Here is a 24075-nt window from a genome sequence, read left to right on the forward strand (position 1 = left end):
TAAAGCGAGTGACCTTTTAAGATCCTCGCTTAATTCCTTAAGCATACTAACTTATCTCTTCTCCCCTATTTATTGCCTCTTTTCATTCAAATTCAACCCTTTTCCTTGAATTTATTTTATATACCCCAATGTTCTAAGAGTTGATTGTTTAACTGCTTATTGGGCATGCTCAAACTCTAGCCCTTTTTATTTAAGCTTGTTACACTCTTAGTGCTAAAAATTGCGTATTAACGCAGCAACTAATCCAACTTGTCGCCTCTTATATATGTACTAGGCTAAAGGCTGATTTATTTTTGTTAATTTTTTAGCTATAAATACAATTCCAGTTCGTCAGGTGTGACTATTCTGCTTTTATAAAAGAGCAACGCTGAGTACCAACACCTAACAAACTATTCATTACGAGCGTACGTGTGCATTAACTCGTTTAATAATATGTACTCACTCATCAGTAATGATTTTCTTTGCATTGTTGAATAAGACCTTATCGGTCGACTATCTAGGAATGATGATGACATCAAAAATTATCTATACAAAAACGGACGAAGCTCCGGCACTAGCAACTTATTCGTTGCTACCGATCATCCAAGCATATACAAATGCGGCCGGTGTTGAAGTTGAAACTCGCGATATCTCATTAGCAGGTCGTGTAATTGCTAGCTTCCCTGATTATTTAACACCAGAACAACGCATTGGTGATGCACTAGCTGAACTTGGCGAGCTTGCTAAAACACCAGAAGCAAACATCATCAAATTACCAAACATCAGTGCATCTGTACCACAGCTTCGCGCTGTAATTAAAGAGCTTCAAGCACAAGGTTATGCACTTCCAGATTACCCTGTTGAACCTAAAAATGATGAAGAAAAAGCAATTCAAGCTGCTTACGACAAAATTAAAGGCAGTGCAGTAAACCCAGTACTACGTGAAGGTAACTCAGATCGTCGCGCGCCAGGTTCTGTAAAAGAATATGCACGTAACAACCCACATTCAATGGGTGCGTGGAGCAAAGATTCAGAGTCTTACGTTGCAAGCATGAGCGAAGGCGATTTCTTTGGTTCAGAAAAGTCAGTCACTGTTGATGCAGCCACTGATGTACGTATTGAACATGTTGCAACTAACGGCGACGTTACAGTACTTAAACAAAGCACGCCGCTGTTAGCTGGCGAAGTTATTGATGCATCAAGCATCAGCGCTTCTAAGCTTCAAGCTTTCTTAGCTGCAGAAATTGATGCTGCTAAAGAAAAAGGTGTTTTATTCTCGCTTCACATGAAAGCGACAATGATGAAAGTATCTGATCCAATCATCTTTGGTCACGCTGTAAAAGTATTCTACAAAGATGTATTTGCTAAACACGGTGAGCTTTTTGAAGAGCTAGGTGTTGATGTAAATAATGGTTTAGGCGATGTATATTCTAAAATTCAAACATTAGACGACGCTAAGCGCGAAGAAATTGAAGCAGACATTCAAGCTGTTTACGCTAACCGCCCTGCTATTGCTATGGTTGACTCTGATAAAGGTATTACAAACCTGCACGTACCAAGTGACGTGATCATCGATGCGTCTATGCCTGCTGCAATCCGTTCAAGCGGTCAAATGTGGAATAACGATGGTAAATTACAAGACACAAGCTTTGTAATTCCAGATCGTTGTTACTCAGGTATTTACCAAGCAACTATTGATTTTTGTAAAGAAAACGGCGCGTTTGATCCAACGACTATGGGTAGCGTTCCAAACGTTGGCCTTATGGCTCAAAAAGCTGAAGAATATGGTTCACACGATAAAACGTTTGAAGCTAAAGCAGATGGTTCTATCCGTGTTGTTGATGCAAACGGTACTACATTACTTGAGCACAGTGTTGAGCAAGGCGATATTTGGCGCATGTGTCAGGCTAAAGATGCACCAATCCAAGATTGGGTTAAACTTGCAGTAAGCCGTGCACGCGCAACGGGCGTTCCAGCTATTTTCTGGTTAGACGAAAACCGTGCACATGATGCTGAGCTAATCAAAAAAGTAAATAAATACCTACCAGATCACGATACAGCTGGCCTAGACATTCAAATTTTAGCACCGCTTGAAGCAACATTGTTCTCATTAGCGCGTATTAAAGAAGGTAAAGACACTATTTCTGTAACAGGTAATGTTTTACGTGATTACCTAACAGATTTATTCCCAATTTTAGAGCTAGGTACAAGTGCTAAAATGCTTTCAATTGTTCCACTTATGAACGGTGGTGGCTTATTTGAAACTGGCGCGGGTGGTTCTGCACCTAAGCATGTTCAACAATTCGAAAAAGAAAACCACTTACGTTGGGATTCTTTAGGTGAATTTTTAGCACTTGCTGCTTCTCTTGAGCACCTTAGCGTAACGACGGGTAACAACAAGGCACAAGTACTTGCTGATACACTAGATAAAGCAACAGGCACTTTCTTAGCAGAAAACAAGTCTCCTTCACGTAAAGTGAAAGAAATTGATAACCGTGGTTCTCATTTCTTCCTATCTTTATTCTGGGCACAAGAACTTGCTAAGCAAAATGACGACAGTGAACTTAAAGCACAGTTTACTCAAATCGCTAGCGACCTTGAGTCTAATAAAGATAAAATCGTAAGTGAGCTTAACGATGCGCAAGGCCCTGCAGTTGATTTAGGCGGATACTTCCTACCTAATGACGATGCTGCGTTTAAAGCAATGCGTCCAAGCACTACATTTAACGATATTCTTGCTAAATTAGTATAAATATTAGTTTGAATTAAAAAGCCGCTTACTTGTAAAAGTAAGCGGCTTTTTTGTGCCTAAATTTTATAAAAAAGGCCGCTATTTTACAAATAGCGGCCTTTAAAATAATTAAACTTAATTTAATTATTTAGTATATTAATTACTTGGTATATGCACGTGGCATTTTTGAATCAGTCATATAACGGTCACGCAGTTTATCTTGGCGAGATTGTGTAGATACCTCAACGCCATTAATAAACATTTTATTCACGTGGCTGCTGAGTTCAAACGGGTCATTACTCCACATTACTACGTCAGCTGCTTTACCTACTTCAAGGCTACCTGCATTAATACCAAATACATCAGCAACGTTTGATGTAACCGCTTTTAACGCGCCCTCTTGGCTCATACCGTACGATACAGCATTACCAGCATCAAAACGCAGCTGGTAAATGTTGTGGCTTGCATCGCCGCCTACTGTTAATAATACTTTTACGCCTGCTTTTTCAAGCACGCCTGCATTATCTAAACTCGCATGAAGCGAATCAAAACTTGCTGGTAAGCTATCCATTGCACTAATAATTACTGGGATATTTGCTTTAGCAACGCGCTCTTTGACTACAACAGCGTCTTGTGCACCGTTAAGTACTAAGTTAATACCAAATTGCTCTTTTACTTTAATAAGCTCAATAATATCTGCCGCACGCGATACGCCAACCACTAATGGCATTTCGCCACTGAGAACTTTTGCCATTACTTTGTCTTCAGTACTTGGCTTGTCGTCATCTTTTTTAGCTTTTTTACCGGCTTTAGTTTTGTGCTCATCAAGCTTATTAATAAGTGTTTGCAAAGTAAAAGCACGAGAACCTTTACTACGCTCACCTAAGTAAACAATTAAAGCCGCTTGTTTTTGCATGTTGCTGTCAAAACTACCACTTAAATCAACAACACTAGCAAGGCCTGAAAAAATGCTATCGCCGCCATGAGGGGTAATTACATCGCGTGTTACACCGCCTTTACGCGCATAAGGAATTAAGCTCGAATGTGCGTTGTAAGCCAAGCTTACATCAAAATCAATACCAGCCTTTTCCTCGCCTGCATCGCGAGAGCCCGCAACTGCACTTACTTCAACTAAACCAAGTTGATTAATACTTGCAATAAAGCCAGGGGTTACAATTTGACCCTTTGCATCAATAACTTTATCGGCTTTAACTTCAGTTGGGTTAATTGCTGTGATTTTGCCATCTGTCATGACAATGCTTGCCGCTTCTAATACGCCTTGATCTGATGACGTATGCAATGTTGCATTAATAATTGCTAGCGATTGTGCGCTTACAGCACCAGATGCTAATAATCCTGCAGCAACCAGAGAAAGCGAAAACGAACGTGATAAATTTTTCATTCTGGGTGCTCCTTATTGTTGACCTAACATAAAATCACTTGTTGCTTGATACGCGCTGTCGTTTCTATCGTAAACCTTTGCACCATCAACAAACACTTGTTCAGCTTTAGCATAAACACTAAATGGGCTTTGATTCCAAATAACCACATCGCCCTGCTTACCGGCTTCTAGTGAACCTGTTTTGTCATCAATACCAAGTGATTTAGCCGCGTTAGCCGTGATCCATTTAATAGCGTGCTGCTCAGAAATATCAAAACCATTTTCGTTAGCGCGGTACATAACCTTGCCCGCTTCTTGGTTTAAGCGCTGAATTGTTGTATCTGAATCTGAGTGAACAACCGCACATGAATTTTTAACTGCATCAACAATAGCCACGTTTTCTTGAACCATGTCGTAGGCTTCCATTTTAAAGCCCCACCAGTCTGGCCAAAGTGCAGCACACGAGCCATTCTCAGCAAGTAGGTCAGCAATTTTATATGCTTCTACACCGTGATGGAACGTACCCGCGTCATAATTAAATTCTTTTGACAGGTCAATCATCATTGCCATTTCTTCGGCTTTATAACAATGATTATGAATACGTACTTCGCCTTCAAGCACACCACGCAGCGTATCGTGTTTAATATCACGTACTGGTGCTTCTGGGTTTAAACCTGCTTCATAATCGGCATCGTATTTATCCCATGCACGTTTGTACTCAGCGGCTTCAGCCCACGCCATGCGATAACCTGCCATATTACCCATACGGGTTGAAGGCAATACACCTTGACGACCATAAACACGTTTAGGGTTTTCACCACACGCCATTTTTAAACCGTATGGCGCATCAGGAAACTTCATGCCTTGCATAGTGTGTGCAGGTACATTTTTAAGCGTAACGCCGCGTCCACCAAATAAGTTAGCTGAGCCTGGTAAAATTTGCAGAGAAGTAATACCGCCTTCGCGAGCACGGTTAAAGCCTGGATCTTGTGGCCAAATAGAATGCTCAACCCACACTTCAGCAGTGTTAGGGCTGGTCATTTCGTTGCCATCTTGATGCGACTCAACCGACGGGCTTGGGTAGGCACCTAAATGCGAATGCACGTCAATAATACCCGGTGTTACCCATTTGCCTTGTGCATCAATTGTAATATCAGCAGTAGCAGTTAAGTCTTTACCTACTTGTTGTACTTTGCCATCAACAAGCAATACGTCAGCATCATCTAAACGCTCACCAGTACCGGTAAGTACTGTTGCATTTGTAATAAGTGTGCTTGATGTAGCTACGGGCTGATAAGTGCTTGGGTAAGGATTTTTGTTGATTGTTATTTTATCGTCTTGCGGGCCGTTTTCTTGGCAACCTACAAGTGCAGCAGCTAAGCCAACTGCTAATAAAGAAGGTGCAAATTTTTGCATGTTGTTTGGATCTCCTGTTTTTTTGCTACTTTAGCGAAAGCTAAGGAATAAAGCCAAAAAAACAGGTGAAAACGCAGTTAATTAAGATGAATATCTGTAATTATTTCTTTATATAATTGTTATACAACTTTTCAAGCGCACCTTCGGTTGTAAGCGATGGATCTTTGCTTATAAAATGCTTAACCGTACGGGTTACAAAATCAGAGTTTTGCTTATGTAGCTTTGAAAAATCTTTAATAATTGTATTACCATCTTTAGCCGCAGTTACTTTGTCATGGCGGTGACGATACTGGCTCAATGCTTTATTAAAATCGCCTTGGTAGTCTTCAACCAATATTTTATAAAAGTCACTTTTTTGTACGTTTAAGTCATTAATGCAGTAATTTAACGCCTCTTTAAAGTCGGTAAATATCATGCCTTCTACATCAAATTCTTTCGTTTTTTCGCGTACAGCGACTTTGGCATCTTCTGTGGCATAGCTAAAACCAGTAAACGCTAAACGCTCAGCCGCTTCTTTTCCTAATTTCATACCTGCTTGAATACTATGGGCAAACTCATCGCTCATGTCGCCAAGTTCGTTTTCTTCCCACATGTTATAAACACGCAGAGGTTTTGCGTATTTAGTGGCAAGCTTTTTTTTCATTTTAGTGAAACGCTCATCAATCGTCATCAGCCTTTCGTTATGTAAAAGCGCATGGCACTCATAACACGCAGGAATAGATATAAAGTCAGCCTCTTCACCTAAATCAACAATGCTTTGTAGCATATGCAGCGGCGGACAATGGTCGCGCTCTGTTGCTTCACAACCACAATAAAAACACTGGTTAAAATGCTGCTGATCGCAAGCGTATGCTTGCTGATAATAACTGGCTAACGTTTTGCTCACCGTTGCTCCTAAAAAACACGACTAAATTATGGGGGCGATAATAACAGCCTGAAAAAATAAGTCATACAAATTGCATTAAATTAGTTATCTATTATTGCGCTAATAAAGTAGCGCAATAATAAGGCGAAATTATAACGTGTAGTTGCTATCACTAATTGCTCCCTGCATTGCTCTACCTCCTGCATCCATGCACTCGTATACGAACAATTTTTAATGCAGTAAGTGCGCTATTTAATGCGATAAAATGATTATTTTTTTAATTGGTATCAGTAGCTATATTTAAATCACGGCCGCTATTAAACCAAATAAACCACCAAACACACCACCCCACACTACAAGCCAGCCTAAGTGCTCGCGGATCATGGTTTGAATAATCTCTTTAACCATTTTTGGGGTAAGCTCATCTAAGCGCTCATCAACTAATTTAAGCACTGTTTTATGTAGACTCTCTGCGCTATTACCTTGTGAGAGTGTTTGGCTTACTAATGCTTTAAAATCGTCAGTTTGGGAAATTTCACTAAGCGACAATTGCATTTTTTCAATAAACTTTTCACGCATTGGCTCTATTGCTGCAGTGCCGCCAAACATACCTAACATGCTACCAAACTGAGATTCTTCAATAACGACAAGTAAATTGTCGAATGCAGGGTTTAAATCAACATTGCTAATTATTGGCTCAAAGTCGATATTGGGCTGCACTTTATTGAGTAAATTATTAATTTTTTGCTCTGAAAAAAACTCCGTTAATATTAGGTTTCGTATAGCTACTTTAAAGCTTTCAAACTTAAGCGCAATAACACCCGAGCCATATAAAAACGGGACTTTTTCGAACAACATATGAATAGCTAATAAATTAGTTACCGCGCCAGAAAGTGCAAATAAACCAACAGATAACACAATTGCTTGGTTAAACATAAAACCTACAACAACACATAAACCCGCTAGCAAATTGGTTATTAAACTTTTGTTCATTTTTACTCCATTACAGTAAGTGTAATTTTTATGCAATATAGTCATTAATTTTACAACGTTTAGATTGTTAAATTAATACCTTTTTGCCATAGTTTAAGTATCTGTTTAAAAGGCGAGCAATTGTTATGTGGAAAACAGTAAATGAGCACATCAGCCAAGCCATTAGTTTTGACTTTAAACACACCTATAAACGCCAATTACAAAGTACAAATACCGACAAACTATTTCATATTACCAATGGTACGCATAACTTCTTCGTTAAAATAGCATTAAAAAGCGAACTCGAGCGTTTAGAAAGTGAATTTATTGGCTTAAAGCTTTTAGCGCAAAATAGTAATTTTAAAGTCCCTGAATGTATTACAACCGGTGCAAATATAGAGTTTTCGTTTATTGTTTTACAGTGGCTTGTTTTAGATAAACAACCCCACAACACGTGGGCAACTATGGGAAGCAGCCTCGCTAAAATGCATCAAAAACACGACCAAGCCATGTTTGGTTTTGATGTAGACAACTATATAGCCACTACCATACAACCTAATCGCTGGCATAAAAAATGGGATGTATTTTACGCCGAAGAGCGTATAGGGTGGCAATTACAGTTACTCGCTGAAAAAGGCATTAACTTTATTGAACCCGAGCGCTTAATTAATGCCGTTAAAGAACAGCTGCATAGTCACCAAGTAGAACCTTCATTATTACATGGCGATTTTTGGCGAGGAAATATGGGCTTTTTAAAAGCAGAGCCAACGGTATTTAACCCGGCTTGTTATTATGGTGATCGGGAAGTTGATATTGCAATGAGCGAACTATTTGCGCCACTGCCAAAAGACTTTTATAGCGCCTATAACGCGCACTACCCGCTTTCTCAAAATTACGAAAAACGTAAGTTAATATACCAGCTATACCCTATTTTAAATCACGCTAATATATTTGCCGGGCACTATCTTACTGAAGCTAAACAACATATAGAAAAGCTGCTCATTTAATACAATTTTCTGCGTAAAATAAATGTCATAATAGGCTATTCAGAACTATATTTAATCAGTAAGTAAGGAGTTCAGCTTTGAGCCATTAAGTAGTTGCTAGCATATACACAATTACTTAATTATTTATAACTGGAGTGATTATGAAAGATTTTTTATCACAACGAATAACGTGCCCACACTGCGGCCACCACATACATTTAGACTTAGACGCAAGCATGGGCGATCAAGACTACGTTGAGGAATGCACTGCCTGTTGTAACCCAATTCATTTAAATATGCATATAGATCATGCTAACAATAAATTAGAGCTACACGTAGACAGTGACGACGAACAAATATTTTAACTTAAGCCTGATGGCGTAAGTAGTTTTCTACCGTATTTACAATAGTGTAAGTTTGCTGATCAACTTCAATATTAAACTTGTCACCCACTTGCGCTGCATCAATGTTTGTAATGGCGAGCGTTTCTGGAATTAGATGTAACCAAAAGCCTTGTTCGTCAACTTCGCCTACGGTTAAGCTTGCGCCATTTACCGCAACAAAGCCTTTATATAGCACATACTTTTGCCACTCTTTTGGCAAACTGAGTTGTATTTTGCAGTTATTCTCAAGCTTCACTATTTGAGAAATTTGTGACGTACAATGAATATGCCCAGACACTATATGCCCACCCAACTCAGTACCAAACGTAACAGAGCGCTCATAATTAACTAAACTGCCTAGCTCAAGTAGGCCTAAATTAGTTAACTTTAGGGTTTCGTCAATCACATCAAAATGCACTTGCGCCACCACATCGTGATTACTTAGCTCAACTTGCACAACGGTTAAACAACAGCCATTAATAGCAATACTTGCGCCTAAATCTAAATGCTTAACGTACTCATCGCTTACCGATACAACTAAGCGTAAAACACCGTCTGTTTGAGTTTTAGAGACTACCGTAGCTTGCGTTTGCACTATTCCTGTAAACATAAAATCACTTTAAATTATTACAAAGTGCTAGTTTAACGTATCAACTCATAAAATCATTCACTCCTGTGATTTTTATTTAAACCCCAATAGATTACAATTACGCCCTATTTTATCAACTAGCTGTTTTTATGACCTTTTGTAATTGGGAAGCCAAGCGTTTACTTTCCCTCGCTTTACCTGTTTTTTTAGCGCAAGTAACTCTTATTTTAATGTCGGTCGTCGACACCATCATGGCCGGACAAGTCAGCCCTACTGATTTAGCTGCACTTTCTATTGCTACGGGGATATGGAATCCTCTTTTACTTGGCCTTCAAGGTATTTTATTAGCGCTTACTGGTATTATTGCGCAGTTTTCAGGTGGCGATGATCGCAAAGGTATTAGTCATTATTTTCAACAAGCTCTCTATTTAACGGCTATTTTATGCTGCGTAGGCTTTTCTATTACCTATTTAGCCGACACCATTATTTTTAAACTAGACACCAGCCCAGCGATTGCAAATCTTGCGTATGATTACATTCACTTTGTTAAATGGGGCATTTTTGGTTTTTTAACTTTTACGGTATACAGAAACGTTACCGAAGGCATGGGTATGACCAAGCCCGCGTTTTATATAAGCCTGCTGGGTTTAGCCGTAAATATTCCGGTAAATTATATTTTTATAAATGGCTTATTTGGCTTACCCGCTTATGGCGGCGCAGGGTGTGGTATAGCAACAGCCATTGTTTTAACCGTTATGGCAATAGCGCAAGTTACCTATTGCCACACAAGTAAAAAGGTAGATGCCAAAGGCCTGCTTTCATCATTTAAAAAACCTAACCTAACCACTATTGGTATAATTACAAAATTAGGGATACCAATCTCACTAGCCACTTTTTTTGAAGTTACTTTATTTGCATGTATACCTCTGTTTATAGCGCACTTAGGTGCAGTTGCAGTCTCTGGTCATCAAATAGCAGCAAGCGTTACTACTTTGTTATTTATGATGCCGCTGAGCTTATCTATCGCTATAAGTATTCGTATAGGCAATTTATTTGGCCAAAATAAAATGACCGAACTTAAAGTTGCGGTATCTACTAGCTATATTTTAGCAATTGCTATTGCATTATTTTTAGCACTCATAACATTCCTCGGCCGTGATTTAATTAGCCAGCTTTATACCGACAGCCCTGCCGTAATGGCATTGGCTTCATCAATTATGATTTTAGCGTGTATTTATCAGTTACCGGATGCACTACAAGTTGCAGCAAATGGCATACTTCGAGGGTTAAAATACACCACGCCTATATCGTATATCACGTTTATATCGTATTGGTTAATCGGCTTTTGTTTAGGTTACGTATTGGCAAGAACAGACATAATTGTGCCAGCCATGGGGCCACACGGCTTCTGGACTGGGATAATAGTAGGTCTTAGTGTCGCTGCTATTTTATTAATGCTAACGGTAAAAAAACGTCTAAAATATGAATTTCTTAAAATTGATACACTTAATCAAAACTAATAAACTCAGCCTGAAAACATTACCAGCTACAATACTGGTAATGTTCGTTTTTGCGCTTACCGGCTGTAGTAAAGCACCCAGCAGTGTAAACGCAACTTATGTTGAGCGCTTAAGTAGCACCGTTAATGTAAATACAACAAAGCCTGTGTCACTCAAGCAACTCCTCTTACTGCGGCCTACCCCAATAGCACAAAGTGACTTAACATTGAGTATCGTTGAGCTTGCAGGTATTAGCCAATGTAAGCTTAACGTGCTTATAAGTGAGCATAATAACCAATTAGGAAAAACAGCCAGTGCTGCGGGGCAATTAAAGTATCAAATAAACTTTATTAAAAGTGCGCAGGTTTGCTTAAATACACTTGATAAAAATAGCCCTAGTTACACAAAAATACTCGCTGCCAAAAACCACAAAGAAACACACCTAATGCACTTTTTTAACGCCATGCTATTTAAAGAACCAGAGCTTAATAAAACATGGCTGTTAACATCAAACGAGCTAAGTAGCGAACCCGCAGGCTTTAGTGATACCTTGCAGGCGCTCAAACAACTTGTACTTATTAAGCAGCAAATTAACGCTAAAGAATTTAGTGAAATTAATAGCGATTCTATTTTTAGTGCACTCGAACAGCTTAATAAATATCAATTTAACCAAGCTTTAATTCAGTCAGCCCGTAAACAGGTAGTGTTAAACAACAACGCCACACAGCTTGTAAAAACACTAAACTTTAACACCCTATGCCCAGAGGGTAAAAACAATAAAAACGCAAAAATCATGAGCAACGTATTTCAAAAGTTTTACCTAAAACAAATTCAGCCCTATCAAGCGCAGTTAACTGGTTATTTAGAAGTACTACAACCGCTTTATAACGAGCTTTGGTTTAACGAAAGTATCTCCAGCCCTCAAATTAATAACTTAGTAAAAACGGGCTCGACAAGTAACTTACTGAACTTACTAAAAAGCTCAGCTAAAAAACATGTGGTTTGGTGGCAAGTATTTTATAAAACGTGTGAAATAAGCCCAATATGAATAAAAAAACGGCAAATAAACTCAAAAACAACAAACTTGCTTGATTCACCAACCGCCACGCTATATATTAGCCGCCGTTGTTAAGCAATTAACACCTACTTAAATAAAGTAATACGACTGTAGCTCAGTTGGTTAGAGCACTACCTTGACATGGTAGGGGTCGGTGGTTCGAATCCACTCAGTCGTACCAACATTTAAGAAAAGTATAATTGAAGGAAAAAGCACTACCTACTCTTGACCACCCGGTCCAAGGATCAGTAGTTCGAATCCACTCAGTCGTACCAACATTTAAGTAAGTTTTAATAAAAATACAATCTTAGCACTTCATAAAATTGTACGACTGTAGCTCAGTTGGTTAGAGCACTACCTTGACATGGTAGGGGTCGGTGGTTCGAATCCACTCAGTCGTACCACTTCAAAGTAATAATAAAAACCAAAGAAAAAGCACTCCCCACTCTTGATCACCCGGCCCAAGGGTTCGTGATTAAAATTCACTCAGTCGCAATAATTAAAGCCTATATTTCAGATAGTTAAATAGTCCATCTAATCAACTCGTTTATTTCTTTCATCCAAAATTTAAAAAACAACTAGAGCTGAGATCCAAATGAACATTATAAAAAGTTACAGTTTTATCGATTTCCACCAAAACGTCCAAACCACATTTTTAGTGCTTTAAGATAGTTATTGCGAGTTTATGAAGTGTGTTAGGTTAATAAAAAGAAAGCTTAACGAGTGAAGCAGTCTAACAACGCCAAAACTATCTATTGCTTTAGTTTTGGCGCTTATTAAAGAGATAATACTACCCTTTCATTTGTTCAAGCTCTTTGCCTTTGGTCTCGTGTAAAAACTTAAATACAAATATAACTGAAACAAACGCGCAAAATGCGTAAAAACCATAAGCCCCTGCTAAACCAATACCGGTGAGCATAACAGGGAACGACCAGGTAATTAAAAAGTTAGCTATCCACTGGGCAAAGCCGGTAACTGCAAGGCCAGAGCCGCGAATTTGGTTAGGGAACATTTCGCCTAACATAACCCACATTACAGGGCCCCACGATAAGTTAAAAAAGAATACATAAGCATTAGCGGCTATTAAAGCAACTATGCCCTGCTCTCCTAATTCTAAGTTGCCTGTTGAGCCAATATCTGCATTTAAAAAGGCATAAACAATAACCGAAAGTGTCACCGTCATACCAATTGAGCCGGTTAACAAAAAAGGTTTTCTGCCAATTTTGTCTATAAAATACATGGTAATAAACACCGCTAAAATACTTACAAAGCCGCTTATTATATTAATAAGTAACGCGTCAGATTCAGTAAAACCGGCTGCTTGCCAAAGTACCGCGCCGTAGTAAAAAACAACGTTAATGCCTACTAATTGCTGAAATGTAGCTAAGCCAATTCCTATCCAAACAATGGGGCGTAAACGTTTTTTAGGTTTATCAATAAGATCAGATAATTTAGGGTGGTGTTTATCGCCAGCAAGAGACTCTGCTATTTCATTTAATTTAAGAGCGGCAGTTTCAGCACCATATAATGACGATAAAACACGTGCAGCAGCGTCTTTTTTACCAGCCATAATTAAGTATCGAGGGCTTTCGGGGATAAAAAATAAAGCGATTAAAAACAAGCATGCAGGTAATAACTCAACCCAAAACATCCAACGCCATGTTTCAAAGTCGAGCCAAAATATAGCCGTAGAACCGCCAGCAGTATTGGCTAAAAAGTAGTTACTCACAAATGCGCTAAACAAACCAAAAATAATAGCCACTTGTTGCAGTGTAGAGAGCGTGCCTCTGTATCGCGCCGGGGCAATTTCGCTAATATAAGCTGGGGTCATAACCGACGCAGCCCCTACAGCTAAGCCGCCTAAAATGCGATAAATCACAAATTCAAACGAGGTGACTGACACACCCGAGCCCCAAGCACTTATAATAAATAAAGCAGCGGCAAAAAGTAATATCGGACGCCGACCAAATTTATCAGCTAACCGACCTGCGCAAAACGCACCAATGGCACAACCAATTAGCATGCTCGATACGTTAAATCCCGTACCCGCACTACTGGAGCCAAATGCCGTTTGTAATCCATCAACCGTGCCGTTAATTACACCGCTGTCAAAACCAAATAAAAACCCGCCAATGGTCGCAACAAAGCAAACCAGTACTATTAAAAGTACATTTTCTTTCTCGTTCATAAGTATCCATATTGTGTGTTGTTGTTATTTTATATAGATTTTGAAGCTCAAAAGGGTGTGCGTACTCGTTTATTTAGTTGTTTTTATTGGCTGAGCTTGATTCTCTTTCTATTAATTCAAAATCTAAAATATGTCTTAAGTCTAAGCTTTTTACATTGCTTAAATCGTTATACTGACCCGATGCAAGTAAAGTAATCGCAAGCTCAGCCATTTCATTAATAGGCTGTTTTACCGTAGAAATATTTGGCCAAACTATGGTTGCAAGTTGCGTGTCATCAAAGCCAACAACCGAGAGTTCGCTTGGAATATTAATACCTTGTTTTTGAGCTATTGAGATTACAGCGGCCGCCATATCATCGTTAGCTGCAAAAATAGCTGTTGGTTTATCATCAAGCGAAAGTAATTTTATTGCCGCTTCCATGCCCGATTGATAGGTAAAACTGCCCTGCTCTATATACTCAGGTGGCGTTATTATTTTATTAGAGCGCAATGCATCTAAATAACCTTGGTAACGCAAACGGCTTACACCTTGTTTAGTGTCGCCAATAATATGTGCAATTTTGCTATGCCCTTGATTTATTAAATGCTCTGTAACATCAAACGCCGCTTGATAATCGTCCATGCATATATAAGGGGAGCGATTTAATTTTGTATCTGGTGTTATTCTTACAAACGGAACATTTGCTTTAGTAAGAACATCTAAAACCTGTTCGTTGTCGCACATAGGAGGCAGTAAAATCATGCCATCAACCTGTGTAACATCAATAAGTTGCTTTACCGATTCAATTGTTTTGTCAATATCGGTATGCGCTTCGTCAACAACAAGGTGATAGCCCAATGCGCGGCATTTTTTAAGCGCTGCCAATAAAAACTGGCTTATGTAAGAGTCACTTGGGTTATCGTACAACAGTCCTAAAAAGAATGACTTAGTACTAGCAAGACGCCTAGCAGACACATTTGGCCGGTAGTTTAATTGCTCAACAACCGCCATTACTTTTTCGCGGGTTTTGTCGCTTACTTTTTTGTCTTGGTTGAGCACGCGCGAAACTGTCATCATTGATACACCAGCCTGCTCGGCTACATCTTGTATTCTTGCTCTTTTAGGATCGGCCATTACTGTTATTACCTACTCACAATCAGTGGATTGTTATAATTAACTTTCTTAATTTTCATTATACATAATTGTAAAGCTTGATATTGTTTACAGCGCGTTTTAAATGATTACTTATTGACAAAGTCTTATACTACACTGAAAATGTTAGCGCTAACAACAAATTTATAATATCCACACCCAATAATATAAAAAACTTAAAAAGGCCTATATTATGAGCATGCTGCAAAACCCAATTCTAAGAGGCTTTAACCCAGACCCAAACATTGTCAGAGTTAATAACGATTACTACATAGCCACATCAACATTTGAATGGTTTGGCGGTGTGCAAATTCACCACTCTACCGATTTAGTAAATTGGCGAGTTATAGGCCAAGCACTTAACACCGTAGAGCAACTCGATATGCGAGGAGTGCCCGACTCTTGCGGCGTATGGGCTGCGCAACTTAGCTACAACAATGGGTGTTTTTATTTGGTATATACCAATGTAAAAAGCTTTGATGGCCCTTGGAAAGACACACCAAACTATTTTGTATCAACCACTGATATTACCGGTAACTGGTCACAAGCGACTTACTTAAATTCAAGTGGTTTTGATCCGTCTATTTTTCACGATGATGACGGTAAAAGTTATTTACTCAACATGTTGGTTGATCACCGCAACAACGCACTATTTGGTGGCATAGTGATGCAAGAGCTTTGCCTAAAAACCAATAAGTTAATAGGCGATGTTAAACCTATATTTTCAGGCACAGAACTTGGTTGCACTGAAGGCCCACATATTTTAAAACGCGGCGATTACTACTATTTAATTACCGCTGAAGGTGGCACTGGGTATGAACACTGCATTAGTGTAGCGCGTGCTAAAAACGTATTTGGCCCTTACCAAGTACACCCACACAACCCTGTAATAACAGCAGTACATGAGCCGATTAATGCGCTACAAAAATGTGGCCATGGAGATTTTTTTCAAACACAAACCGGTGATTGGTATACGGTATTTTTAACATCTAGACCACTGACCGAGCGTGGCCGCTGCATTACAGGGCGTGAAACAGCAATTGAGCAAATAATCTGGAAAGACGATGGCTGGCCTTATGCAAAACACACAAATAAAGCCCCCAGAATACACGTACCCGTTGAAGGTTTAATGCTAAATCCACAGCCGCAACCTCCTGCACATATTGATTTTAGTAACGATGATCTGACTGTTGATTTTCAGTCATTGCGCATACCCATGTGCAAAAGTTGGGTCTATAAAAATACTCAAAAAGCATCGCTCACCCTAGTAGGTAAAGAGTCTTTAAGCTCATTGCATCAGCAAAGTTTTATTGCCAGGCGGGTACAGGCTCAACATACTGTTAGCAGTACATGCGTTGATTTTGCGCCGAGCAGCTTTCAGCAGATGGCGGGGCTAGTGTGTTATTACAACACCGCACATTATTACTATTTGCATATAAGCGGCGGCGATGTAGGCGATGAAACCACACCGCGTTATTTAAATATAATTAGCTGCGATAAATACCAAACAAGCACACCTGTTGCACCGCTTTTGCTTAAAACAAACAAACCTGTTTACTTAAAAGCTGATTTTAATGGCGCTCAGCTGCAGTTTTACTACGCCACCGAGGAAAACTGCTGGATAACGTTTGGCCCAGTGCTCGATGGTAGTATTTTATCTGATGATTACGTACAGCAATCACCGCAAGGGTATCGCCCTTGTTTTACCGGTGCTTTTGTTGGTATGGCGTGCCAAGACTTATCGGGGCAAAATAAAGAAGCTCACTTTTCATTTTTTGATTATGACGAACCTAGCGGCGAATAAATCGCCGCCACTTAAGTTTATTAGTTGATTTAAAGCTGATATAAAGCTTTTTAAAGCTCCTTTGTAACTCCTTTAAAGCTCTTTTAAAGTTCTCTTAAAACTATTTTAGAACAGGGCTTTAATACGCTCCATTTGCGATTGTAAAAGTAAACTCTGAGAGTGGCTCATAATGTCACTCTCTCGTTTATTTTCGCTCAGTAAGCGCCCTACTTCTTGGGCTTCAAAGCTGTAACCTTGTGACTGCCTGCCATCTTCAAAATGCTCAATTAAATCATCAAGCTCATACAAAGAGCACTCATAAGCTCTAAATGCATCGGGTATTTTTATATAGCCTTTGTTGCCAATAATATACGCGCCATTACCTAACCGACATTGAAATGACGTTGCTAAGCTCACCATTACATCGCCACAATTAGCCGTAATAAGTACATCGTCCTCTACGCCTTTGTAGCGAATATTTGCTCTTACGTATAAGTTTTCCAGGTCGTTATTTAAAAAGTAATTGGCAATAGCTAGCGGATAAATTCCCATATCAAGTAAACAACCGCCCGCCAAATCGGGGTTGTATTCACGCCCGTCGGGATTAAAAGGCACGGGGTAGCCAAAGTCGGCTTTAACATGCTTAATAGTGCCTATTCGTCCTTCTTCTACCCATTGTTTAGCTTTTTGTATTGCTGGTAAAAAGTACGTCCACATGGCTTCCATTAAAAATACGTCGTGCTTTTTAGCCAGTAAAGACAACTGCTTACACTCTTCAGCCGAAACCGTAATGGGCTTTTCACACAATACATGCTTACCTGCTTTAATAGCATCGCTGGCATTTTTAAAGTGAAAGTTATGCGGGGTCGCAATGTAAACCACATCAACGTTTTTATCGTCAAATAATGCTTGATACCCTTCGTAGGCATTGGCCGCACCATACTTGCTCGCAAAAGCGGTTGCATCACTCCCGCTTCTTGCTGCAACCGCGTACGCAACACCATTATTGGTATGTGCTAAGTCTTCACAAAATTGTGCCGCAATTCGGCCACAACCAACAATACCCCAATTTATTTTTTTCATAGTGTTTCCTTATGATCTTAAAAAGAAATTTAAGTGAACTCCAACAATCAAGCTATAAACTTGCAAATTAATTGTTAAACATAGTTTAAAACCAGCTTGACTTAACAATATCAAATCATTAATGTTAGCGCTAACACTAAAACAACATTAAGCATCACATTTATGTTCCTTGGTATCGATTTAGGCACTTCAGGTGTAAAAGTAATTATTTTAGACGAGCAAGACCAATTGCTTGCTCAAGCGAGCGGATCTTTGAGCGTTTCACGCCCGGCCCCCCTTTTTTCTGAACAAAATCCAGCAGATTGGTGGCTTGCTACATCTAGCGCAATCGAGGAGCTTAAAAATACTCACCCTGCATTACTAAAGTCAGTAAAGGCTGTGGGCCTTTCTGGGCAAATGCATGGCGCAACACTACTTGATAAAAACAATAATATTATTCGCCCCGCCATTTTATGGAACGACGGGCGCAGCGCAGCGCAATGTGTAGAGCTTGAAAAACGCGAACCTAACTCTCGTAATATTACCGGCAACATTGCCATGCCTGGTTTTACTGCACCAAAATTAGTGTGGTTAAAAGAGCATGAGCCAGCAAATTTTGCCAAAGTAGCCAAAGTATTGTTACCAAAAGACTACCTACGCTTTTTAATGACCGGCGATTTTGCATCAGACATGTCTGACTCGGCTGGCACATTATGGCTAGACGTAGAAAAAAGAGCATGGTCGCAAAAAATGCTTAGCGCTTGCGACTTAACAGAGCAGCACATGCCTACCCTTTTTGAGGGCACACAAATTACTGGCAAATTAACAGCCCAAGTTGCTGCTAAATGGGGTATGGAGCAAGTGCCTGTTGTTGCAGGTGGTGGCGATAATGCCGCAGGCGCTGCCGGTGTTGGCGTAGTAAGGCCTAAACAAGCGTTTTTATCATTAGGTACTTCGGGCGTTTACTTTGTTGCTAACGATAAATACCTGCCTAACCCAGAAGGTGCTGTACATACTTTTTGTCATTGCATTGAAAACACCTGGCACCAAATGTCAGTGGTGTTAAGCGCAGCAAGTTGTTTAACCTGGGTCACTAAATTAACCGGTTTTAAAAACGAAAGCGCATTGCTTGAACAAATAAGTAAATGCGATTTTAGCAAACCAAGCTCAGTGATATTTTTACCTTATTTAACTGGCGAGCGTACGCCGCATAATAACCCCGATGCCAAAGGTGTGTTTTTTGGTTTAGACAGCGATACCGATGCAGCAGCCCTTGGCCGCGCAGTACTCGAGGGCGTTGCTTTTGCCTTTGCCGATGGCCAACAAGTTCTGCTTGATGCTGGCGCACAAATTGACGATGTAACCGTTATTGGTGGCGGCGCTAAGAGCCCACTGTGGGGAAAAATCATCGCAAGCGTACTTAACCGCCCCCTTATTTACCGAGAAGGCTCAGAAGTTGGCCCTGCATTTGGCGCCGCAAGACTTGCCCGAATAGGAGTAGAACAACTCCCTGCACAACAAGTGTGTGTTAACGGCAAAGTAACGCAAACAATTGAGCCAGACCCAGTTATGCAAGACTTTTACGCACAGCAATACACAACATACAAAGCACTTTATCAAAGTGTAAAAACATACTTTTAATACACTATTATAAAATTAATGGAGCACATTATGAGCGAGCAATTTTTTACAAACGTTGAAAAAATTAAATTTGAGGGTGAAAACTCTAAAAACCCATTTGCATTTCGTTACTACGACGAAAACCAAGTAGTGCTTGGCAAAACAATGAAAGAACATTTACGTTTTGCAGCCTGTTACTGGCATAACTTTTGTTCTACTGGGTTTGATATTTTTGGTGAAGGTACATTTGATCGTCCTTGGATCCAACCTGTAGGCAATCAATTAGAACTTGCTGAACAAAAAGTAAAAGTAGCCTTTGAATTTTATGAAAAATTAGGCGTTCCTTACTTTTGTTTTCATGATGTTGATATTGCCCCTGAAGGCAAAACACTACAAGAAAGCCACGATAACGTAACGCACATAGCTAACATTATCGAAAAAGAAATGCAGCGCACAGGTGTAAAACTACTGTGGGGTACTGCTAACTTATTCTCAAATCAGCGTTTTTGTGCCGGTGGTGCAACAAACCCTAATCCTAATACGTATGCATACGCAGCAGCACAAGTTAAACATGCAATGGAAATTACGCATCGCTTAGGCGGCGAAAACTACGTACTTTGGGGTGGCCGTGAAGGTTACGACACGCTACTAAATACAGACCTTGCACAAGAAAGCGAACAGTACGCACGCTTTTTGAAAATGGTTGTAGAGCACAAGAAAAAAATTGGTTTTAAAGGCACATTATTAATTGAGCCAAAACCACAAGAGCCAACTAAGCACCAGTACGATTACGATACAGCAACGGTTGCAGGCTTTTTATATAAACATGGCTTACAAGACGAAATTAAAGTAAACATTGAAGCAAACCACGCAACACTTGCGGGTCATAGTTTCCATCACGAAATTGCAGTTGCTTGCGCTGAGGGCATTATGGGTAGTATTGACGCTAACCGTGGCGACATGCAAAACGGTTGGGATACTGACCAATTTCCTAACGACGTAGCCGAGTGCACACTTGTTGTTTACGAAATTTTAAAAATGGGTGGTTTTACAACCGGTGGCTTTAACTTTGACACTAAACTTCGTCGTCAATCGTGTGAGCGTGATGACTTATTCATTGGTCACATTGGCGGTATGGATACAATGGCTAAAGCATTACTCAATGCAGCAGCAATGATTGAAGGTGGCGAGCTGACTGATTTTGTTGAAAAACGTTACGCTGGTTGGAAAGAAGACCTAGGTCAAAGCATTCTAAATGGTGAGCAATCACTTGAGAGCCTTTCTGCCTTAGTACACGAGAACAACATCGATCCTAAGCAAGTTTCTGGTCGCCAAGAGCTGCTTGAGAATATTGTTAACCGCTACGTATAAGGACATCGCCTCGGTTTTAAAGCCGAGGCGTACATCATTATGAACTTGTTAGAACAACTCAAAAAAGTAACCACAGTCGTTGCCGACAGTGGCGATGTAGAGTCAATCAAAGCTCTACAACCGGTTGATGCAACAACCAACCCTTCGTTAATTTTACAAGCTGCAAAATTACCCCAGTATAAACATTTAATTAGTGATGCTATAAGCAAAGCTGGCAACGACGTTGACGCTATTTGCGACCAACTTATTGTTAATTTTGGCTGTGAAATACTAAAAGTAATACCTGGGCGTATATCAAGCGAAGTAGATGCGCGTTTATCGTTTGACACCCAAGCAAGTATTGCCAAAGGGCGTAAGCTTATTTCACTTTACGAGCAAGCGGGTATTTCAAAAGACCGCGTACTTATTAAACTTGCTTCAACGTGGGAAGGCATTAAAGCCGCTGAGCAGTTAGAAAAAGAAGGCATTAAGTGTAACTTAACGCTGCTTTTTTCGATGGCGCAAGCCATTGCGTGCGCGCAAGCTAATGTAACACTTATATCCCCGTTTGTTGGTCGTATTCTTGATTGGTACAAAGCGGCTGAAAACAAAAATTACACCCCAAGTGAAGATCCTGGTGTGCAGTCGGTTACCGGTATTTATCAGTATTACAAAAAGTACGATTATAAAACCGTGGTAATGGGCGCAAGCTTTAGAAACATTGAAGAAATAATCGAACTTGCTGGCTGTGATTTACTCACTATTTCGCCACCGCTGTTAAATAGCTTACAAAGCCAAGAAGGTGAACTGGTTACTAAACTTGACGCTGCAAACATAACAAAAGCGCCGCGAAGTGAAATAACCGAGCTTACCCATCAGCAGTTTTTATGGCAGCACAACGAAGATCCAATGGCCAGCGAAAAGCTCGGTGAAGGCATTCGTAACTTTGCCAAAGACCAGCGTATTTTGGCTAAATTGGTTGAAGACCTACTACACTAATTTCCCTCAAGCCTGCCACATTACGTGCGGGCTTTTTTAATTTTATTTGAGGTAATACATGACTCAGCTTTCTTCTCGTGCGCCTTTTGCTAATGCCATTCGCGCACTCAGTATGGATGCGGTACAGCAAGCAAATTCAGGGCATCCGGGCGCACCTATGGGTATGGCCGATATAGCCGAAGTACTGTGGAACGATTTTTTAAACCACAATCCAAACGATCCTAATTGGCCAAACCGAGACCGCTTTGTTCTCAGTAACGGGCACGGCTCTATGCTTATTTATTCTTTATTGCATTTAAGCGGGTACGAACTACCACTTAGCGAGCTTAAACAATTTAGACAAATGCATTCCAAAACCCCAGGTCACCCTGAATACGGTTATACCCCAGGTGTTGAAACAACCACAGGTCCGCTTGGCGCCGGTTTATCAAATGCCGTAGGTATGGCTATTGCCGAAAAAGCCCTAGCAGCACAATTTAACAAAGAGAGTTTTGATATTGTTGATCATTACACTTACTGCTTTATGGGTGATGGTTGTTTAATGGAAGGCATATCGCACGAAGCATGTTCGCTTGCAGGCACATTAGGCCTGGGTAAACTTATTGCTTTTTGGGACGATAACGGCATATCTATCGACGGACACGTTGAGGGCTGGTTTACAGACGACACCGCTAAACGCTTTGACGCTTACGGCTGGCATGTAATAAAAGATATAGACGGCCACGACCCAGAACAAATTGCAAACGCTATTGCACAAGCCAAACAAGTGAGCGACAAACCTACTCTACTGTGTTGTAAAACCGTGATTGGCTTTGGCTCGCCAAATAAATCAGGCTCGCACGACTGCCATGGCTCGCCATTAGGTAATGACGAAATAACCGCTGCGCGTAAATTTTTAAACCTACCAAATGAAGCATTTAGTATCAGTGATGATATTTACGCACATTGGGACGCTAAACAAAGCGGTGATAAAAAACAAAAACAATGGCAGCAACTGTTTAGCGACTACACCAAAAGCCACCCAGAGCTTGGCAAAGAATTTGAGCGTCGCGTAATTAAACGCACGCTACCTGACAACTTTGAAGCCATAGCAAACGACTACATTGCACAGTGCAACAAAGACGCTGCTAATATTGCCAGCCGAAAAGCCTCGCAAAACACCATTGAAGCCTTTGCACCGCATTTACCAGAGTTATTAGGTGGCTCTGCCGATTTAGCCGGCTCTAACTTAACGCTGTGGTCTGGATCTAAAGGCATAAGCGCAGATGACGCCAGCGGTAATTACCTGTTTTATGGCGTGCGCGAGTTTGGTATGAGCGGCATTATGAATGGCATATCACTGCACAGTGGTTTTATTAATTACGGTGCTACATTTTTAATGTTTATAGAATACGCCCGTAACGCAGTAAGAATGTCGGCACTTATGGGTATTCAAAATATATTTGTGTATACCCACGACTCTATTGGCCAAGGTGAAGACGGTCCAACTCACCAACCTATTGAGCAACTAGCCAACCTACGTATGACCCCAAACCTAGTAACATGGCGCCCATGTGATGCAGTAGAAACTGCAGTGTCGTGGAAAAACGCAATACAAAATCAGCAGCAACCTACAGCGCTTATTTTTAGTCGCCAAGGGCTCAACCACCAGCCACGTACCGCTCAGCAAATTAGCGACATAGAAAAAGGCGGCTATATTCTTAGCGAAAGCAATAAAGCGCCTGAGCTTATTTTAATTGCAACGGGTTCTGAAGTTGATTTAGCAATGCAAGCCTCAAAAGAGCTTACAGCACAAGGTGTTGCAGTGCGTGTGGTATCAATGCCAAGCACCACATTGTTTGATCTACAATCAGACGATTACAAGCAAAGTGTATTGCCAAACTCGGTAGCAAACCGTATTGCAATTGAAACATCACACCAAGACTACTGGCTTAAATATGTTGGCTTACAAGGCAAAGTAATTGGTATGAGCACTTTTGGTGAGTCGGCGCCAGGTAACGTGTTATTAGCGCACTTTGGCTTTACCACCAAAAATGTAGTGAGCACCGCGCAGGCGTTAATTAAAGCCAACACTTAATATATT

The 24075-nt window shown here is 40.3% G+C and carries 18 protein-coding genes and 2 tRNA genes; 12 read left to right on the top strand and 8 right to left on the bottom strand.

Going from position 1 to position 24075, the window contains the following annotated elements:
* Nucleotides 1-508: 508 nt before the first annotated feature.
* Nucleotides 509-2731 carry an NADP-dependent isocitrate dehydrogenase gene (locus GQR55_RS03520; protein ID WP_166419456.1) on the top strand — a complete coding sequence of 741 codons (2223 nt, stop codon included), beginning with the start codon at nucleotides 509-511 and terminating at the stop codon, nucleotides 2729-2731.
* A gap of 139 nt (nucleotides 2732-2870) precedes the next feature.
* Here GQR55_RS03520 and GQR55_RS03525 read toward each other — a convergent pair whose 3' ends face one another.
* The 4 genes from GQR55_RS03525 to GQR55_RS03540 form a co-directional block, all read right to left on the bottom strand.
* Nucleotides 2871-4112, bottom strand: coding sequence for an amidohydrolase family protein (locus GQR55_RS03525; protein ID WP_166419457.1), 1242 nt, complete (start codon nucleotides 4110-4112; stop codon nucleotides 2871-2873).
* Between the two features lie 12 nt (nucleotides 4113-4124).
* Nucleotides 4125-5507 (bottom strand): amidohydrolase, encoded by a 1383-nt coding sequence (locus GQR55_RS03530; protein WP_166419458.1) that lies wholly within the window; start codon nucleotides 5505-5507, stop codon nucleotides 4125-4127.
* 100 nt (nucleotides 5508-5607) lie between these two features.
* The gene (locus GQR55_RS03535) at nucleotides 5608-6393 is read right to left on the bottom strand and encodes a hypothetical protein (protein WP_007585117.1); all 786 of its coding nucleotides are present in this window, start codon (nucleotides 6391-6393) and stop codon (nucleotides 5608-5610) included.
* 279 nt (nucleotides 6394-6672) lie between these two features.
* Nucleotides 6673-7365 carry a DUF445 domain-containing protein gene (locus GQR55_RS03540; RefSeq protein WP_166419459.1) on the bottom strand — a complete coding sequence of 231 codons (693 nt, stop codon included), beginning with the start codon at nucleotides 7363-7365 and terminating at the stop codon, nucleotides 6673-6675.
* 125 nt (nucleotides 7366-7490) lie between these two features.
* Here GQR55_RS03540 and GQR55_RS03545 point away from each other — a divergent pair, with 125 nt between their 5' ends.
* Nucleotides 7491-8351: a fructosamine kinase family protein gene (locus tag GQR55_RS03545; protein ID WP_166419460.1), complete on the top strand. Its 861-nt coding sequence runs from the start codon at nucleotides 7491-7493 to the stop codon at nucleotides 8349-8351.
* Nucleotides 8352-8491: 140 nt separating this feature from the next.
* Nucleotides 8492-8695 (top strand): CPXCG motif-containing cysteine-rich protein, encoded by a 204-nt coding sequence (locus GQR55_RS03550; RefSeq protein WP_165727832.1) that lies wholly within the window; start codon nucleotides 8492-8494, stop codon nucleotides 8693-8695.
* A gap of 1 nt (nucleotide 8696) precedes the next feature.
* Here GQR55_RS03550 and GQR55_RS03555 read toward each other — a convergent pair whose 3' ends face one another.
* Nucleotides 8697-9323 carry a riboflavin synthase subunit alpha gene (locus GQR55_RS03555; RefSeq protein WP_165727831.1) on the bottom strand — a complete coding sequence of 209 codons (627 nt, stop codon included), beginning with the start codon at nucleotides 9321-9323 and terminating at the stop codon, nucleotides 8697-8699.
* 128 nt (nucleotides 9324-9451) lie between these two features.
* Between GQR55_RS03555 and GQR55_RS03560 the strand changes: the two genes are divergently transcribed.
* The 4 genes from GQR55_RS03560 (at nucleotide 9452) to GQR55_RS03575 (ending at nucleotide 12262) form a co-directional block, all read left to right on the top strand.
* Nucleotides 9452-10822 carry an MATE family efflux transporter gene (locus GQR55_RS03560; protein ID WP_165739268.1) on the top strand — a complete coding sequence of 457 codons (1371 nt, stop codon included), beginning with the start codon at nucleotides 9452-9454 and terminating at the stop codon, nucleotides 10820-10822.
* A 40-nt stretch (nucleotides 10823-10862) separates the two neighbouring features.
* The gene (locus GQR55_RS03565) at nucleotides 10863-11849 is read left to right on the top strand and encodes a DUF3080 family protein (protein ID WP_240916824.1); all 987 of its coding nucleotides are present in this window, start codon (nucleotides 10863-10865) and stop codon (nucleotides 11847-11849) included.
* A gap of 113 nt (nucleotides 11850-11962) precedes the next feature.
* Nucleotides 11963-12039, top strand: a tRNA-Val gene (locus GQR55_RS03570).
* A 146-nt stretch (nucleotides 12040-12185) separates the two neighbouring features.
* Nucleotides 12186-12262 (top strand) — tRNA-Val (locus GQR55_RS03575).
* 386 nt (nucleotides 12263-12648) lie between these two features.
* Here the strand turns inward: GQR55_RS03575 and GQR55_RS03580 are convergent.
* Both GQR55_RS03580 and GQR55_RS03585 read right to left on the bottom strand, forming a co-directional pair.
* Nucleotides 12649-14058, bottom strand: a complete 1410-nt coding sequence (locus GQR55_RS03580) for a sugar porter family MFS transporter (protein WP_305137849.1) — start codon at nucleotides 14056-14058, stop codon at nucleotides 12649-12651.
* A gap of 61 nt (nucleotides 14059-14119) precedes the next feature.
* The gene (locus tag GQR55_RS03585) at nucleotides 14120-15160 is read right to left on the bottom strand and encodes a LacI family DNA-binding transcriptional regulator (protein WP_165727822.1); all 1041 of its coding nucleotides are present in this window, start codon (nucleotides 15158-15160) and stop codon (nucleotides 14120-14122) included.
* A gap of 211 nt (nucleotides 15161-15371) precedes the next feature.
* On the opposite strand from GQR55_RS03585, the gene GQR55_RS03590 reads away from it, so the two are divergent.
* Complete coding sequence (locus GQR55_RS03590) at nucleotides 15372-16982, top strand: glycoside hydrolase family 43 protein (protein WP_166419462.1); 1611 nt, start codon at nucleotides 15372-15374, stop codon at nucleotides 16980-16982.
* Nucleotides 16983-17087: 105 nt separating this feature from the next.
* Here the strand turns inward: GQR55_RS03590 and GQR55_RS03595 are convergent, their stop codons facing one another.
* Nucleotides 17088-18044, bottom strand: a complete 957-nt coding sequence (locus tag GQR55_RS03595) for a Gfo/Idh/MocA family oxidoreductase (protein WP_166419463.1) — start codon at nucleotides 18042-18044, stop codon at nucleotides 17088-17090.
* Between the two features lie 162 nt (nucleotides 18045-18206).
* Between GQR55_RS03595 and xylB the strand changes: the two genes are divergently transcribed.
* From xylB to tkt, 4 genes are read left to right on the top strand one after another with little or no spacing between them, the layout of a single operon-like run.
* Nucleotides 18207-19664, top strand: a complete 1458-nt coding sequence (xylB, locus tag GQR55_RS03600) for a xylulokinase (protein WP_166419464.1) — start codon at nucleotides 18207-18209, stop codon at nucleotides 19662-19664.
* 30 nt (nucleotides 19665-19694) lie between these two features.
* Complete coding sequence (xylA, locus tag GQR55_RS03605) at nucleotides 19695-21014, top strand: xylose isomerase (protein WP_007375167.1); 1320 nt, start codon at nucleotides 19695-19697, stop codon at nucleotides 21012-21014.
* A 39-nt stretch (nucleotides 21015-21053) separates the two neighbouring features.
* Nucleotides 21054-21992: a transaldolase gene (tal, locus tag GQR55_RS03610; protein ID WP_197239303.1), complete on the top strand. Its 939-nt coding sequence runs from the start codon at nucleotides 21054-21056 to the stop codon at nucleotides 21990-21992.
* A gap of 58 nt (nucleotides 21993-22050) precedes the next feature.
* Complete coding sequence (tkt, locus tag GQR55_RS03615; RefSeq protein WP_166419465.1) at nucleotides 22051-24069, top strand: transketolase; 2019 nt, start codon at nucleotides 22051-22053, stop codon at nucleotides 24067-24069.
* Nucleotides 24070-24075 lie beyond the last annotated feature (6 nt).

Origin of the sequence: Pseudoalteromonas sp. Z1A8, from assembly GCF_011378855.1 — a bacterium.
In the GTDB taxonomy this organism is placed as follows: Bacteria; Pseudomonadota; Gammaproteobacteria; order Enterobacterales; family Alteromonadaceae; genus Pseudoalteromonas.